The organism is Erythrobacter sp. SG61-1L (assembly GCF_001305965.1).
GTDB lineage: Bacteria > Pseudomonadota > Alphaproteobacteria > Sphingomonadales > Sphingomonadaceae > Andeanibacterium.
On the sequence record NZ_JXQC01000003.1, the window covers coordinates 2,930,788 to 2,946,979 of the forward strand.

11 protein-coding genes are annotated in these 16,192 nt (G+C 64.5%); 2 read left to right on the forward strand and 9 right to left on the reverse strand.

All coding sequences use genetic code 11. The features are described 5' to 3' along the window. Window positions 1–79 precede the first annotated feature (79 nt). From SZ64_RS14420 to SZ64_RS14450, 7 genes are all read right to left on the reverse strand, one after another. Entirely contained in the window at window positions 80–4,825 is a 4,746-nt protein-coding gene (locus SZ64_RS14420; protein ID WP_054531463.1) for an NAD-glutamate dehydrogenase domain-containing protein, read from the reverse strand. A gap of 117 nt (window positions 4,826–4,942) precedes the next feature. Further along, complete coding sequence (locus SZ64_RS14425) at window positions 4,943–5,926, reverse strand: LLM class flavin-dependent oxidoreductase (RefSeq protein ID WP_054531464.1); 984 nt, start codon at window positions 5,924–5,926, stop codon at window positions 4,943–4,945. Further along, window positions 5,923–6,771, reverse strand: coding sequence for a tetratricopeptide repeat protein (locus SZ64_RS14430; protein WP_054531465.1), 849 nt, complete (start codon window positions 6,769–6,771; stop codon window positions 5,923–5,925). Before SZ64_RS14430 ends, SZ64_RS14425 begins: the two co-directional genes overlap by 4 nt. Further along, window positions 6,768–7,529: an alpha/beta hydrolase gene (locus SZ64_RS14435; protein WP_054532283.1), complete on the reverse strand. Its 762-nt coding sequence runs from the start codon at window positions 7,527–7,529 to the stop codon at window positions 6,768–6,770. The genes SZ64_RS14430 and SZ64_RS14435 overlap by 4 nt, the downstream gene beginning before the upstream one ends. A 50-nt stretch (window positions 7,530–7,579) precedes the next feature. Beyond that, the gene (locus SZ64_RS14440; RefSeq protein ID WP_054531466.1) at window positions 7,580–7,771 is read right to left on the reverse strand and encodes a helix-turn-helix transcriptional regulator; all 192 of its coding nucleotides are present in this window, start codon (window positions 7,769–7,771) and stop codon (window positions 7,580–7,582) included. Beyond that, a complete protein-coding gene (locus SZ64_RS14445) occupies window positions 7,768–8,184 on the reverse strand; it encodes a hypothetical protein (RefSeq protein WP_054531467.1) in 417 nt (138 codons plus the stop codon). Before SZ64_RS14445 ends, SZ64_RS14440 begins: the two co-directional genes overlap by 4 nt. Window positions 8,185–8,326: 142 nt before the next feature. Beyond that, a complete protein-coding gene (locus tag SZ64_RS14450; RefSeq protein ID WP_241773046.1) occupies window positions 8,327–10,393 on the reverse strand; it encodes an EAL domain-containing protein in 2,067 nt (688 codons plus the stop codon). A gap of 405 nt (window positions 10,394–10,798) precedes the next feature. On the opposite strand from SZ64_RS14450, the gene thrS reads away from it, so the two are divergent. Next, the gene (gene thrS, locus SZ64_RS14455) at window positions 10,799–12,793 is read left to right on the forward strand and encodes a threonine--tRNA ligase (RefSeq protein ID WP_054531469.1); all 1,995 of its coding nucleotides are present in this window, start codon (window positions 10,799–10,801) and stop codon (window positions 12,791–12,793) included. Window positions 12,794–12,937: 144 nt separating this feature from the next. Then, window positions 12,938–15,034 (forward strand): PQQ-dependent dehydrogenase, methanol/ethanol family, encoded by a 2,097-nt coding sequence (locus tag SZ64_RS14460; RefSeq protein ID WP_054531470.1) that lies wholly within the window; start codon window positions 12,938–12,940, stop codon window positions 15,032–15,034. On the opposite strand, the gene SZ64_RS19035 is transcribed toward SZ64_RS14460, so the two are convergent. Together SZ64_RS19035 and SZ64_RS14465 are read right to left on the reverse strand one after the other, a co-directional pair. After that, on the reverse strand, window positions 15,031–15,159 hold the full coding sequence (locus SZ64_RS19035; protein ID WP_277813742.1) for a hypothetical protein: 129 nt from the start codon (window positions 15,157–15,159) through the stop codon (window positions 15,031–15,033). The two genes, SZ64_RS14460 and SZ64_RS19035, sit on opposite strands and share 4 nt — an antisense overlap. A 35-nt stretch (window positions 15,160–15,194) precedes the next feature. Further along, entirely contained in the window at window positions 15,195–16,190 is a 996-nt protein-coding gene (locus SZ64_RS14465; RefSeq protein WP_082384605.1) for an agmatine deiminase family protein, read from the reverse strand. Window positions 16,191–16,192: the final 2 nt, after the last annotated feature.

Sequence of the window (16,192 nt, forward strand, 5' to 3'; positions counted from 1 at the left end):
GGCCCTTCGCATATTCGCCAGCCCCGCCTCAAGTGCACCCGGCGCATATAGTTTTGCGTTTGCGCCGGGGTGTGCGGAATCAGCGCGCCAACAGGTTGCGCCCCTGGCTGGCAATCTGGGCGAGCATGGCTGGGGTTGCAGGCACGGCGGCGCGCGCACGGGCCACGGCGTTGCGGAACTGGGCGATGGCAGGTTCCTGCGCCTGCGCCCAGCTTTCCACCGCCGCTACCGGCCCGGATTTGCGGCCCATCGCCCGGCGCAGGAAATCCAGCCGCATATGCTGGAAATCGCGGGCGAGGCCGTTCACCAGCAGACGCTCCCATGGGTCGGAAGGGCTCATCCGCGCGGCTGTCTGCTGCGCCCAGTCCAGCCCCAGCCTTGCGCCCAGATCGATGAAGGCGCGGGTCAGCTCCAGCGTATCGGTGCCGCTGCCGCGCGCCAGCAATGCAAGGCCGATCGCACCGTCCAGATCGTAGAGATGGGCGACGGATGCGGCTTCTTTTGGCGGGGCGCCAGCGTCGATGAAGGCGTTCTGCATCCGCGCCGAAAGGGCAAGCGCTTCGGTGGCGAGCAGCCTGTCCGCCGCGCCGGACAGGGCGCTGACGCCCTTGCCCAATTCCTCCACCAGTCTCGACGGGCGCAGCGATCCCTTACCGGCGCGCAGCAGATCGGCCATGTGGTCGGTCAGGGCGGCGGCGGCACGGTCGAACAGCTTCAGCCTTGCGCCTTCGGGCATGGGGGCGGTTTCGATCCGCTTCCAGATGGCGCCCATGCCGAACAGCGCCTCCGCACCGGCGAAGGCGGCGGCGATCTGTTCCAGCGGGGCGCCTTCTTCCTCGGCCAGTTCGAAGGGGTGGATCAGCCCCATGCGGTTGACGATGCGATTGGCCAGCTTTGTGGCGATGATTTCCCGCCGCAGCCGATGGCCAAGGATCTGCTTGCGGAACTTGTCCTGCATCGGGCCGGGGAAGGCCGCGATCAGCGTGGGTTCCAGCAAGTCGTCATCGGCCAGCACGCTCTGTTCGATCGCGCTTTGCAGGGCCAGCTTGCAGCTGGACAGCAGCACGGCCAGTTCCGGCCGGGTCAGTCCCTGTCCGTCGGCTGCGCGGCGGGCGAGCGTTTCGTTATCGGCAAGGCCTTCGGTCTTCCGGTCAAGCTGACCGAGTTCCTCCAGCTTGTCGATCACCCGAAGGTAGGATGGCATGGCCGCCGCTCCGCCCGCCTGAGCGATTGAAAGGCCCAGCGCCTGCAGCCGGTTATCTTCCAGCACGATGGCCGAGACATCGTCGGTCATCTCGGTCAGCAAGGTATCGCGCCGTTTCTCGCTCAGCTTGCCGGTGCGCTTTGCCGCTGCGAATGCGATCTTGATATTCACTTCATTGTCGGAACAATCGACCCCGGCGGAATTGTCGATGAAGTCGGTATTGATCCGGCCGCCATGTCCGCCATTGCCGCGCAAAGCGAATTCGATGCGGCCAGCCTGCGTGCAACCCAGATTGGCACCTTCGCCGATCACCCGGGCGCGAATGTCCCGTCCGTCCACGCGCAGCATGTCGTTCGCCGGATCGCCGACGGCCACGTTGTTTTCGCCCGATGCCTTCACATAGGTGCCGATACCGCCGAACCACAGCAGGTCCACTGGCGCCTTGAGGATGGCGGAGATCAGGCTTTCCGGGTCGATCTGGCTGGCATTGATGCCCAGCGCTGCTTGCGCTTCGGGTGATAGCGGAATGCTCTTCATCCCGCGCGGGAAGACCCCGCCGCCGGTGGAGATCAGCGCCTTGTCGTAATCGTCCCAGCTTGAGCGCGGCAGGCCGAACATGCGCTTGCGTTCCTTCCAGCTCTTCGCCGGATCCGGATCGGGGTCGATGAAGATGTGGCGATGGTCGAATGCGGCAACCAGCTTGATTGACTTGGACAGCAGCATGCCATTGCCGAACACGTCGCCCGACATGTCGCCGCAGCCCACCACACGCACCGGCTCTTCCTGAACGTCCACACCCAGTTCCAGGAAGTGGCGCTGGACGGAAAGCCACGCACCGCGCGCGGTGATGCCCATGGCCTTGTGATCATAGCCATGGCTGCCGCCGCTGGCGAAGGCATCGTCCAGCCAGAAATCGCGCTCTTCCGCCAGTGCGTTGGCCGTGTCGGAAAAACTGGCGGTGCCCTTGTCTGCCGCGACCACGAAATAGGGATCGTCGCCATCGCGCACCACGACGCCTGCCGGATGGACCACCTTTTCGTTCACGATATTGTCGGTCAGCGACAGCAGGCTGCGGATGAAGATCTGATAGCTTGCCTTGCCCTCTGCCGCCCATGCGTCCCGGTCACGGCGGGGATCGGGCAATTGCTTGGGATAGAAGCCGCCCTTGGCCCCGGTTGGCACGATCACGGCGTTCTTCACGCGCTGTGCCTTCATCAGGCCCAGAATTTCCGTGCGGAAATCGTCGCGCCGGTCCGACCAGCGGATGCCGCCGCGCGCCACCGGGCCGGCGCGCAGATGGATGCCTTCCAGCCGGCGCGAATAGACCCAGATCTCGCGCCATGGCACCGGCCGGGGCAGGCCCGGCACTGCGGCGGAATCGAGCTTGAAGGCCAGCGCCTCGTCGCTCGCATGGCTGAAGGCATTGGTACGCAGCACCGCTCCCAGCACGGAATGGTAGAGCCTCAGCAGCCGGTCATCATTGATTGCTTCGACCCGGGTCAGCCCATCGCGGATCGCTTCTTCGGCAGCGGCGGCAGCGTTCTGGCGATTGCCCTTGAAAGCGGGATCGTGCTGCGCTTCGAACAGGGCGATCAATGCGCGGGTGACATCGGGCGCGCGGCCAAGTGCGTCCACCACAGTGTAGATTGTGTAACTGACCCCAGTCTGCCGCAGATAGCGATAGAAGGCGCGCAGCAGGTCCGCATCACGGGCGGACAAAGCCACGCCCACGGTCAGCCGGTTGAACACGTCGTTTTCCGCGCTGCCGTTCAGCACGGCGGAAATCGCCTCTTCCACGGCCTCGGCCCGGGCCATGATCTTTTCGGCATCGTCGCCCGCTGCAAGGGCCAGCGTGAAGTCGTGGACCGTGGCCAGCCGCCCGCCTTCCAGCGCGGTGGGCACTTCCGACACCACGCGGAAGCCGAAATTCTCCAGCGCAGGCACGGCATCCGACAGGGGCAGCGAGCCGCCAAGCTGATAGAGCTTCAGGCGCAGGCGGGAATTGTCATCCCCCTCGCGTCGATAGAGCCGGGCACTGCGCCCTTCGGCATGGGGCGGCTCGGCATTTTGCAGTGCGCGCAGGCGCAGGATGTCGCGCGCGGCCTCTGCCGGGCCGTAATCGGCATGATAGGCAGGCGGAAACGTTTCGGCATAGCGCGCGGCGAGCGCGGCGGCGCGGCCCGGTTCCTCGAACTGGGCCAGTTCGTTCTCTACTGCCTCGGTCCAGCCGCGCAGCATGGCCTGCAGCCTGCTGTCCAGCAGAGCTTCGTCGGGGACGGTGGCGGAACTGTCGCGGATGTCGATCAGCACGCGCAGGGTGACGAGATTGCCGCCCTCCACCGCAAGGCTCCAGTCCAGCACGTCGCCGCCGGTTTCCGCTTCCAGCATGGACTGGATGCGCAGGCGCACAGCGGTGGACAACATGTCGCGCGGGAACCAGACGAAGGCGAACAAATGCCGTTCCAGCGCGGCGGGCACGATGGCCACGCGCGGACGGGGGCGGTCCACCAGCGCCATCATGGTGGTGATGACACGCTCCACTGCTTCGTCCGAAAAGCCGATCACCACATCATGTGGCAGGGTGGCAAAGGCGTGGGCCAGGCTCTTGCCGTCATGATCGTTGGGTTCGAAATGCAACCGCTCCAGCAGGCGGCTCATTTGCAGGCGCAGGCGCGGTACACTGTCGGGCGTGGCGGCCAGCGCGGCGCTGGTCCAGATGCCGGCGTGGACGGACAGCGCCTCGACCTTGCCGTTCTCGATCACCGGAACGATGAACAGGTCCAGCGGCACGTTGCGATGCACGCGGGCAAGGCGGTTTGCCTTTACCACCAGCGGAGCACGGATAGCGCCGGTAGCATTTGCTTCGTCGAACCGGGCGAAGGCCCGCTCATACGTCGCATCGGCCAGGATTGCGCGGGCGGAGCGGCGGCAGATGCCCAGCAGGCTCGAATTGCCGCCATCGCGCCTGCGGGTGACGTGGCCAAGCTGGGTCAGCATGCCGCTGCCCAGCCAACGCAGCAGTTCGGCGCCTTCGCCATCGGCCAGTGTTTCGGCGTCGGCCTGGATCAGCGCCTGCATGCGAGGCCAGTCGGCAACGGCGGCGCGCACATCGGCCAGCGTATCTTCCAGCGCTTCGGCCAGAACCCGGCGCTGGCGCGCGTCGACCCGGGTGGTTTCGACATAGATCAGCGATTCGCGTTGCCCGGCGGAATCGTCTTCCGGATATGCGATCAGCTGGCCGTCTTCGGCGCGCTGCGCGGTCATCACCGGGTGGATCAGCTGATCGATGGCAAGGCCCTGTGCCGCGATGGCCGCCGCGACCGAATCGACCAGGAAGGGCATGTCGTCATTGATGACGGCTATGGCCATTGTGCGGTGCCCGTCCGCGCCGGAACGGATGGCGATGGAAGGCTTTTCGGGCGCGCGCTGCTGCGCTGTCTCCAGCAGGAAGTCCGCCGCTTCGGCCAGCCGTTCTGCGCCAAGCGGCGTGTCGCCGGGCAGGACCGATTCCGCCAGCGCTCTGGCGATTGCATCGGCCAGCGGGTCGCTTGCGGGGCGCTGTGATGCCGGGTCGGCGGTTTTGGAATGCTTGGATTTTGCCTTCGAACGCGACGGGGCCATCGCTTGCTCCTCTCGGGGCCGGACTTGCGCCGGCATGAAATTATCTTACGGCAATTGGTTTCATTTGATCCTAACGCTGCAATCCGGGCTGTTCAAGGCGGCACGGGCGTTTCCCGCCTATTCCTTCAGGGCCTCCATGGTGACTTGCAGCGATCGGATACGGGCATCGGGATCGTAAGTCGCGCCGGACAGGATCAGTTCGTCGGCCTGCGTACGCTCGGCAAAGCGCAGGATTGCCTCGCGCACTGTGGCGCGCCCTCCCACCGCGCGGGCAACGCCCATATGTTCCAGCATGGCCAGCGCCGGGGGCGGCAGAGTGGCCCGATAGCCGGGCAGGGGCGGGGGAAGCTTGCCAGGATCGCCGCTGCGTAGCCTCACGAAGGACTGGTCCTGCGAGGAGGCGAGCAGTTCGGCATCGGCATCGGTTTCTGCCGCGATAACGGTCATCGCCGCCATGGCATAGGGGCGATCCAGCGCCGGGGAGGGGCGGAAATTGCGGCGATAGAGTGCCAGCGCCGCGTCCAGATGATCGGGCGCGAAATGGCTGGCAAAGGCATAGGGCAGGCCCAGATGGGCGGCGAGCTGCGCGCCGAACAGGCTTGATCCCAGCATCCACATTTCAACCTGAGCGCCAAGGCCGGGCGTGGCGCGGATCGGCAATTCCAGATCGCCGGTCAGCAAGGCGCGCAGTTCCACCACATCTTGCGGGAAACTCTCGGCAGCGGCCATCAGATCCTTGCGCAGGGCCTGTGCGATCCGCCCGCCTGCACCGGGCGCGCGGCCCAGCCCCAGATCGACCCGGCCGGGAAACAGCGCATCCAGCGTGCCGAACTGTTCCGCGATCACGAAGGGATTGTGATTGGGCAGCATGATCCCGCCCGAACCGATGCGGATGGTGTTTGTCGCGTTGCCGATATGGGCCAGCACCACCGATGCCGCACCGCCCGCCACGCCCTCTGTCGCGTGATGTTCGGCCACCCAGAACCTTTTGTAGCCCGCTGCTTCGGCAGCCTGGGCATAGCGTGCGGCCTCAGCCAGAGCTTCTGACACACCGCTGCCTTCGCGGATGGGAACAAGGTCGAGGACGGAAAGGGGGATCATCCACCGGTTCCTTCGTTGGCCGGATCGGCGCCGGTTGCGGCCGCTGCCGGGGCAGGCGCTTCATTCAATTGAGCCAGATAGTCGCGCGCGGTCTGCGCTTCCGCGCTGTCGGGAGAAGTTTGGACGACCGATTGCCAGCTCTTGCGTGCGGCATCGTCCCTGCCGGAAAGGGCGGCAATCACCCCGGCTTCCAGCCCAATTGCGGGATTAACCGGGTCCAGCCCTGCGGCAGTCTGGATCTGCGCCTGGGCGCTTTCCAGATCGCCATCGCGGCGCGAAAGGGTCGCGGAAAGCAACCAGCCATCGGAATTCTGCGGGGAATCGCGCCGGGCATCGGCAAGGGCGGCAGCAGCTTCTGCAGCGCGGCCCAGCCCCACCAGCGCGCGGGCGCGGTCGATCTGGATGTCGCCCGCCAGCATTGCATCCCCGGCGGAGGCCGCATCGCCAGAGGCAAAGCCAAGATCGGTCAGCGCATCGTCATAGCGGCCTTCGGCCAGCGCCGAATTGCCCGCCATGGCGGCGAACCTTCCGCGCTGGGCGGGGTTGGTTTCCGGCACGTCCGCACGAGCGCCAAGGAATGCGTCTTCCGCGGCCTTCCAGCGCAGCAGGCGGGTGTAAGCGATGCCCAGGCATTGCTGGGGAAAGCTGCGTTCTGCATCGAGCGCTTCGCCGAGCCAGGCACTGGCGGTAACGATGGCAGTCGATGGATCGTTACGCGCCTGATCGAGGCACACGGTCAGGCGGTCCTGCTCCAGCGTAGGCGGAATCTGGTAAGTGCTGAACTCGGCGATGTCCGGTGCGGCGGCCTGAGCGAGAAGGGGGAAAAGGAAGGCGGCAGCAATCATGGGGCGACGGTCCGGCTGAGCGCGTCGACGGTTCGCAACAGCAGGGCGATATCCGCCTCGCGCGAGAGGCGATGGTCGCCGTCCTTGACCAGCACCACCTGCACATCGTCTGAACGCAAGCGCTCCGCCAGTTGCAGCGCGATGGTCCAGGGCACGTCCTCATCCGCCTGCCCGTGCAGCAGGCGGACCGGGCAATCGAGCGCGATCTCGCTTTCCAGCAGCAGCAGGGCCTGCCCATCCTGCCAGAACGCGGCATGGGTGGGGGTTGGCTCGGGGCCATAGGGATTGTCTTCCAGAAGGGTTTCGCCTGCCGCCAGCAGCGCCTTCTGGTCCGGATCGTAACCCCATTGGGTGAAGTCCGGCGCGGCGGCGATGCCCACCAGTCCGGCAAGCCTGTTGCCCAGTTGCAACCCGCAAAGCAGCATCAACCAGCCGCCCATGGATGAACCGACCAGCACGACCGGCCCCTGCGTCTCCGCTTCGAGCAGGGCCAGCACTTCGTCCCGCCAGCGGGAGAGCGTCCCGTTGGAGAAGGTGCCTTCGCTTTCTCCGCAGCCGGAATAATCCAGCAGCAGGCAAGCGCGATCTTGGCTTATGGCCCAGTCGAACAGGGCAGTCGCCTTGCTGCCTGCCATGTCGGACATGTAGCCCGGCAGGAAAACCAGCGTGGGGCCAATGCCCTCCGTCTTGCGGAAGGCGATCCGCCGGCCATTGGTTGCGAGGCTATCGGGCAGAACGTGGAAGCGTGTTTCGCTCATCTGCGGCAATGTGGTCCGGCGGTCTGCAATCGGCAAGGGGCATGGGGTGCTCAATCACGCAGGAAGATCTCCTCGATCGACAGGCCGAACAGATCGGCAATCCGGAAGGCCAGCGGCAGGGAAGGGTCATATTTCCCGGTCTCGATGGCGTTCACGCTCTGACGGGAAACATCGAGCCGGGTGGCAAGATCCTGCTGGCTCCAGCTGCGTTCCGCGCGCAGAATCTTGAGCCGGTTCTTCACTGCCGCGCCTCGGTATGAAGACTGACATTGTTGAGGATCGCACCGATGCCCAGCCCCACGAACCAGATGAAGGTTGCGCCGAAACCGTGCGTCCCCTGCGAAACCAGTTCGTAATTCTGCAGGAATTCCCACCCCGTCATGATGGTGAGGCAGAAGCCGGTGGCGAACAGGCTCTGTCTCACGAACAGCATGCGCATATATTCGTCAGTCTCTTCCGCCAGCAGCCGCATGACGGACCAGATTACCCCGATGATCGGCAGGGCGGGCGCCAGCGCCAGTGCATATGCAAGCGGGCCCTGTGGTGGATCGTGCCGGAACAGATAGCCCGCCGCGAAGATCAGCACGACATAGGCCGCCATCATCATGGTGAGGCGGCGGAGGTAACGGCGAACGGCGGGTGATTTGCTGCGCATGGTCAAGTTTCCTTGTAAATATGTAAAGGAACATTGACCAAGGCGGGCGTGTTGTCAAGCGCCCTTGACATGATGGGCGTGAGATTTCGTGATGCGTGCCGATAGGCTGGCTGAGAGGGTGATGGCCCGCGCAGTGGTGGCTTCAGGCCACGCGCCGCCGTTCCTCATGCATGCGGGCGAAATAGGGCGGCACTTCATGCGGCTCGATGGGGCGGCTGTAATGGAAACCCTGCATGTGGGTGCAGCCAGCGCGGCGAACGGGTTCCACCAGCTCCTCGTCGCTGATCCCCTCGGCGACCACTTCGGCGCCGATCTTCAGCGCCATGGTTACGGCGGCATCGAACACAGCCTGAGACGTGGGATCCTTGCCCAGATCGGCGATCAGGCTGCGATCCAGCTTGAGCCGATCGAACTTGAACGTCTTCATCAGACAAAGCGAGGAATAGCCGGTGCCGAAATCGTCGAGCGCGATGCGGAAGCCGGCATTGCGCAGCAGGTTGAGCGTCATCAGCGCGCGGGTATTGCGTTCGATGGAAAGCGATTCCGTCACTTCCAGGATCACGCGCCGCGGCGTGATATTGTGCTTGCGGCAACAGCGCATCAGGAAGCCGACGAACCCTTCCTGCTGCAATTGCAGCGAGGAGATGTTGAGGCTCATCGAAAGGCCCGGCCACCCCGCAAGGTCTGCCAGCGAACGTTCGATGATCCAGCTTCCCAGGCGGACGATCTGGTTGGAGCGTTCGGCGGCTGGGATGAAGCGCGAAGGCGATATTTCGCCGAGTTGAGGATGGGTCCAGCGCACCAGCGCCTCCACCTCGTCCTCGCGTTCGACATTCGCGTGGATCGGCTGGTAGACCATGCGCAACTGGCCGCGTTCGAAAGCAGAGGCGAGGTCGCGTTCCAGCCCGCGATCTGCCTCGCGTTCGTTTTCGAGTGCCGCTGTGTAGGACGATGCACGGTTGCGGCCGTTGTTCTTGGAGGCATAGAGCGCCAGGTCCGCGCGGTTGAGCAGATTATGCACAGCCGCCTCGCCGGTTTGCCCTTCCGCCTCTGCCAGGCCGAGCGAAATGGAAATCGTGACCATGAAGCCGCCAAGGTCGAACGGCTCGCGCATGGCAGTGACGAGCCGGGCGCCAACGGCATAGGCCGAGGCAGTGTCGTAAAACGGCGCGCAGATCACGAACTCGTCGCCGCCCGAGCGGCCGACGATGGCGTGTTCGCCCAGCACAGCCTGCATCCGCTCGCCAGCCAGCCGCACCAGCAGATCGCCGCAGGCGTGGCCGTAATCGTCATTCACATGTTTGAAGTTATCGACGTCGGCGACCATCACCGCCAGTCCGGTTTCACCGTTGCGCGGCCCGGCATCCAGCCGGGCGCAGGCCAGTTCCATGAAGGATCTGCGATTGGGCAGGCCGGTGGCGGGATCGGTATAGGCAAGGTTCTGCACTGCCAGCGCGTTGCGGCGGAAGGTTTCCAGCGGCCCGGCGAGGGCGGCCAGCTCCTTGAGCGCGAAGTGCCCGATTTCAACGTCGAGATCGCCGCTGGCAAGGCGGCGGATGATCAGGTTGATCCGCCGCAGGGCAGGCAGGATATTGGCGATCAGATCGGCCAGGATCACCAGAGCGAGCACCATCATCAGAATGCCGATGACGCTGATCTGTGTATGCCAGCCATAGGTGGAGGCGCTGATCTGGGAATATGCGCGGTCGCGTTCCTTATCGAGCTTCGCTTCGATCGCGCGGGCCAGTGTCTGCATCTGCGCTGTGCGCGCTTCGATGGAAACCAGCAGCGCCAGATCGCGGCCGCCCAGCGAGGCTTCAAGCCGGATGTCCTCCACCAGCTTGCCCAGATCGTCGAAGGCAGAAGTGTGCTGCGGCAATCTGAAGAGCTCGACGCCGTTGAGGCGCAGCGCCGTGATCTGCTGGTCGATGCGCACTGCCGTATCGGTCAGCACGGCTTCGGAATTATCGGGCCGGTTGGGCATGAGCGCAAAATGCGACTGCATGTGAAAATCGGCGACCGAGCGAATCAGTTCGCCTGCATGTTCTGAATTTTCGGAGGCGATGCGCATGGCTTCGCTCTCTTCGCGCAGGGTGATCGCGCGTTCGTCCGAAACGATCTGCAGAGCCGCGGCGGCAACCACGATCAGCATCAGCGCACCGGAAAGCCGCCGTTCGAGCGACCCGAAGATCCAGCGGTATGCGCGCAAGGGGCCCATCCGCCACAAATGCCACATCAGCTATTCCCCCTGCCCCGAGCGTTCCGGCTGAAAAATGGCCAAGCCATGCGATTGAGAACTGAGCTTCGGCATAGGTGGAAAAGGTTGAGAAATTCTGCCTCGGGGCACTGCCTTGTGCCGGTTGGGCAACTTAGTGACTTTCTTGCGAAGTTTGCCTATATGGGCGCCGATGACGCAAAATTGTCTCACGCCGCTGACTACCACCACCACCCGGGTTTCCCGGGGGCGGGCGGTCGCCTAACGAAGCGTGCCGCCGCCCGGGTTCGGGCGGTGCGGCGTCTCCCTCCCGAACCTTGCCGATCCGAATGACGCCGGGCCTTTGCGCGCACGGCCAATTCTGCCATGGCGCCCCCACTGGAATGAAAGACGGGTTCGATGAGCGAGATGTTGAAGATCAGCCTGCCTGACGGTTCGGTTCGCGAAATGCCGGTCGGGTCCACCCCGGCGGATGTTGCCGCGGCCATCGGGCCGGGCCTTGCCAAGGCAGCGCTGGCCGCGCGCGTGGATGGCGAACTGGTCGATATTACCCGGCCCTTCACGGGCGATGCGCAGCTCGCGCTGGTCACGTCGCGCGACGAGGCAGAGGCGCTTGAACTGGCCCGCCACGATTTCGCGCATATTCTGGCCGAAGCGGTGCAGAGCCTGTTTCCCGGCACGCAGATCACGTTCGGCCCGTCGACCGACGATGGTTTTTATTATGATTTCGCCCCGAAAGACCGGCCCTTCACGGATGAGGATCTTCCGGCGATCGAGGCAGAGATGCGCAAGATCATCGCGGCGGACAAGCCGCTGCGCCGCGAAGTGTGGAGCCGCGAACAACTGATCAGCCGCTGGAAGCAGCAGGGCGAAAGCTTCAAGGCCGAATGGGCCGCCGAACTGCCCGAGAACGAGGAACTTTCGGTCTACTGGTCGGGCGATGACTGGCTGGACATGTGCCGCGGGCCGCACCTTGCCTCCACCGGCAAGCTGGACCCGGCGGCCTTCAAGCTGACCCGCGTTTCGGGCGCCTATTGGCGCGGCGACCAGAAGAACGCGATGCTCAGCCGCATCTACGGCACCGGCTGGCTGAACAAGAAGCAGCTCGACGCGCATCTGACGCGGCTGGAAGAAGCCGCCAAGCGCGACCATCGCAAGCTGGGCCAGGAAATGGACCTGTTCCACCTCCAGGCCGAAGCCCATGGTTCGGTGTTCTGGCACCCCAAGGGCTATCTCATCTGGCGCGAGCTGGAAGCCTATATGCGCCGCGCGATCGACGATTCCGGCTATCGCGAAGTCAAGACGCCGCAGGTGATGGACGCCCGCCAGTGGGAACAGTCCGGCCACTGGGGCAAATATCGCGAGAACATGTTCGTCATCCCCGACGAAGTTCCCAACGTGGATGACGAAGGGCCGATCATCTCGGGCGATGCGGACTGGATGGCGCTGAAGCCGATGAACTGCCCGGCCCACGTGCTGATCTTCAAGCAGGGCATCAAAAGCTATCGCGACCTGCCGCTGCGCATTTACGAAAATGGCTGCTGCCACCGCAACGAACCGCATGGCGCGCTGCACGGGCTGATGCGCGTGCGCCAGTTCACGCAGGACGATGCGCATATCTTCTGCCGTGAAGACCAGATCGTCCACGAAGTGCAGAAGTTCTGCCAGCTGGCGGACCGGGTCTACAAGCACTTCGGCTTCACCTATTCGATCAAGCTCGCCCTGCGTCCGGAACAGCGTTTCGGCACGGACGAGATGTGGGATCAGGCGGAAAACGAACTGCGCAACGCGGTCGCCGCTGCAGGCCTGAACACCGAGGAATATGGATGGGAAGAACTGCCGGGCGAAGGCGCCTTCTATGCGCCCAAGCTGGAATGGCACCTGACCGACGCCATCGGCCGCACCTGGCAGGTGGGCACGATCCAGTCGGACCGCGTGCTGCCCGAACGTCTCGATGCCAGCTACATTGCCGAGGATGGCGAACGCCATCGTCCGGTGATGCTGCACCGCGCGATCTTCGGTTCCTATGAACGCTTTATCGGCATCCTGATCGAGCATTTCGCCGGTCGCATGCCCCTGTGGCTGGCCCCGGTGCAGGCCGTGGTGGCCACCATCGTTTCCGATGCGGACGATTATGCCCGCGATGTGGAAGCGAAGCTGAAGGCCGCGGGCATTCGCGTGGAAACCGATCTTCGTAACGAGAAGATCAACTACAAGGTGCGCGAACATTCCGTGGCCAAGGTTCCGCACCTGCTGGTGGTGGGTAAGCGCGAAGCCGATGAAGGCACTGTTGCCATGCGTACGCTGGGTGAACAGCAGCAGGAATTCCTCTCGCTCGACGATGCGATTGCCCGGCTGGTGGCAGGCGCCAAGGCGCCTGACCTGCGCAACTGATCGCGAAATCCCCGCCGGGCCGACCGGCGGGGCCAACCTCCCCCCTGTGAACTCCCCCCGGTGAAAACGGGCGCTTGCGGCCCGCGTGGTTCCGCCTATTGTGCGCTCGCATAAGGGCGAAACGCCCCGGGATCGGGAGGATGGATGTTCAAGCGCGCATTGGCGGCAGCGGCACTGGCCCTGCTTGCGGCCTGCAGCCAGCAGGCAGATAACGGAGCAATCGACGAGCAGCGGCTGCTTGCCGCTGAGGACGATCCCGATAACTGGCTGTCCTATGGCCGCACCTATGCCGAACAGCGCTTCTCCCCGCTCGAAGATGTGAACGACGGTAATGTGGGCAAGCTGGGGCTGGCCTTTGCCGTGCAGCTGGACACCAACCGCGGGCAGGAAGCCACGCCCATCGTGGTGGATGGCATCATGTATTTCTCCACCGCATGGTCAAAGGTGATGGCCGTCAAGGCCGATACGGGCGAAGTGCTGTGGCAGTACGATCCGAAGAATATCGGCGCCAAGGGCGTCCATGCCTGCTGCGACGTGGTCAATCGCGGTGTCGCGGTGTGGGAAGGCAAGGTCTTCGTCGGCACGATCGACGGCCGGCTGATTGCGCTGGATGCGGCCAGCGGGAAGGAATTGTGGTCCACCGTCACGGTTGACCAGAAGAAGCCCTATACGATCACCATGGCCCCGCGGGTGGTGCGCGGGAAGGTCATCATCGGCAATTCGGGCGCCGAACTGGGCGTGCGCGGCTATGTCAGCGCCTATGATGCCAATTCGGGCAAGCTGGTCTGGCGGTTCTACACCGTGCCCGGCAATCCGGCCGACGGGCCGGACGGGGCCGCTTCGGATGAAGCCTTTGCCAAATTCGCAGGCAAGACCTGGAACGGCAATTGGTGGGAAATGGGCGGCGGCGGCACCGTGTGGGATTCGGTGGTCTACGATGCCGATTTCAACCAGCTGATCGTGGGCGTGGGCAATGGTTCACCCTGGAACCACCGCGCGCGCTCGGCAGGCAAGGGGGACAATCTGTTCCTCTCCTCGATCCTCGCGCTCGATCCGGATACGGGCAAGTACAAGTGGCACTATCAGGTGAACCCGGGCGAGACCTGGGACTTCACGGCCACGCAGCAGATCACGCTGGCGGATCTGACCATCGACGGGAAGCCGCGCAAGGTGCTGATGCAGGCGCCGAAGAACGGGTTCTTCTATGTGATCGACCGCAGCAACGGGAAGCTGATCAGCGCGGAGAACTTCGTTCCCCAGAACTGGGCCGAGAAGATCGACCTCGTCACTGGCCGCCCGGTTGAAAAGCCCGAGGCGCGTTTCGCCAACAAGCCTTACATGATCTATCCGTCCGGCCTCGGCGCCCATGCCTGGATGCCGATGAGTTATTCGCCCAAGACCGGGCTGGTCTACATCCCGGCGATGCACGCGCCCATCGTGATGTCGGACAATGTGAATTACGAACGCCACCCCGGACGCTGGAACACCGGCGTCAATATGGGCGGCCCGCCGCCCAAGGGCCAGGAGCACGAGGCCGCCTTCATGGGCTGGCTGGTTGCGTGGGATCCAGTGAAGCAGAAGGCCGCATGGAAGGTCGAGCGGCCATGGCCGTGGAATGGCGGCACGCTGGCGACCGGCGGCAATCTGGTTTTCCAGGGCGATGCCCATGGCCAGTTCCACGCCTATGACGCGCGAAACGGCAAGGAATTGTGGACCTTCAATGCCGGGCAGGGCGTGATGGCCGGGCCGATCACTTACCGGGTGAATGGCGTGCAATATGTCGCGGTGCTGGCCGGTTACGGCGGCTCCATGGGCATGGCGCGTCCGGCGGACTGGATGGAAACCCCGCCCCCGCCGGGCCAGTTGCTGGTGTTCAAGGTTGGCGGCACGGCCAAGCTGCCGGAACGTCCGCCCTATACGCCCCCGCCCTTCGCGGTGAGCGACGAGAAGTTCACGCCTGCCCAGCTGGAAGAAGGCCAGAAATGGTATCTGACCTATTGCAGCATCTGCCATGCCGGGCCGACCAATCCGGACCTGTTCCGATCGCAATATGCGCTGAGCGCGGATGCGTGGCGTTCCGTGGTGATCGACGGTGCCTTGCAGGACAACGGCATGGCCAGCTTCTCCGAACAGCTGACGAAGAATCAGGCCGAATCGATCCGCGCCTATATGCTCAAGCTGGGCAAGGAAGGTGCGGCGGCGGAGGCAGCACGCGCAGGCAAGGGGAAAGCCGGGCCTTAGAACAGCGCGGGAAGCGCAGGCCCTGCGGCAATCAGGGCCAAAGCGCAGCCCCAGACCACGACGCGGCGGAGGACTTCCACCGGATCGGGTGCCATGTCGTAAGCGAGGGCGAGCGCGCGTGCCATGCACGCTTTCTCGCCCCGAATGCCCTAATGAAGCGTTAAGCCTCGTTTCCGGCGCTGGCGCTGGGCATTTGCTGGCTGGCGCAGTGGAAGCTGCCGCCGCCCGCCAGCACACCGTCGGCGGGAAGGCCGATGGTCTCGCGATCCGGGAAACAGGCCGCCACAGCCGCCACGCCTTCGGCATCCATTGCCGTGCCGTAAGTGGGCACCACCACCAGCTTGGAAGTGATGGCGAAGTTCATGTAGCTGGCCGGTTCGGCATCTTCATCGCCGACCAGGCCGGGCGAGGGAATGTCGCGTACTTCCAGTCCGAAGGCCTTCGCCCGTGCCCGCGCATCGTCATAGACTGCGGCATTGGGATCGCTTGCCCCGCTGGCCACCGGCAGGGCCAGCACGCCCGGGGCCACGAAGCGGGCCAGATTGTCGACATGGCCGTCCGTATGGTCGTTCAGCAGCCCGTCGCCCAGCCACAGCACCCGGCCAAAGCCAAGGTCGCGAGCCAGCCGCATTTCGATGTCCGCGCGGGATAGCTGCGGGTTGCGATTGGGGTTGAGCAGCACCTGCTCGGTCGTCACGACAAGGCCGGTCCCGTCATTGTCGATCGCGCCGCCTTCCAGAATCCAGTCGCAACTTTCCACGGCCAGCCCGGCATCGCGCGCGATTTCGGCGCCGATTTCCTGATCGCCCTCCATCAGATATTTGCCGCCCCAGCCGTTGAAGCCGAAACGCCGGGCAATGCGGTTGCCGCTTTCGTCCATCACCACCAGCGGGCCGGTATCGCGCAGCCACACATCGCCATAGACGCGCCGCTCCACCGTGACGGCGCTGCTCACCAGAGAGCGGGCGCGGGCCTCGTTTTCCTCATTGCGCACCAGCAAGCGCGCCTGCTGCCCGCTTTCAGCCACGGCGCTGGCGAAGGCCGCGATCTGTTCCTGCGCGCGCGGCAGCGAATCCGGCCATTCCACCGGATCGTGGGGAAAGCCGATCCACAGCCAGTCCTGCGGGGCGAATTCTGAAGGCATTCGAAAGGTCATTA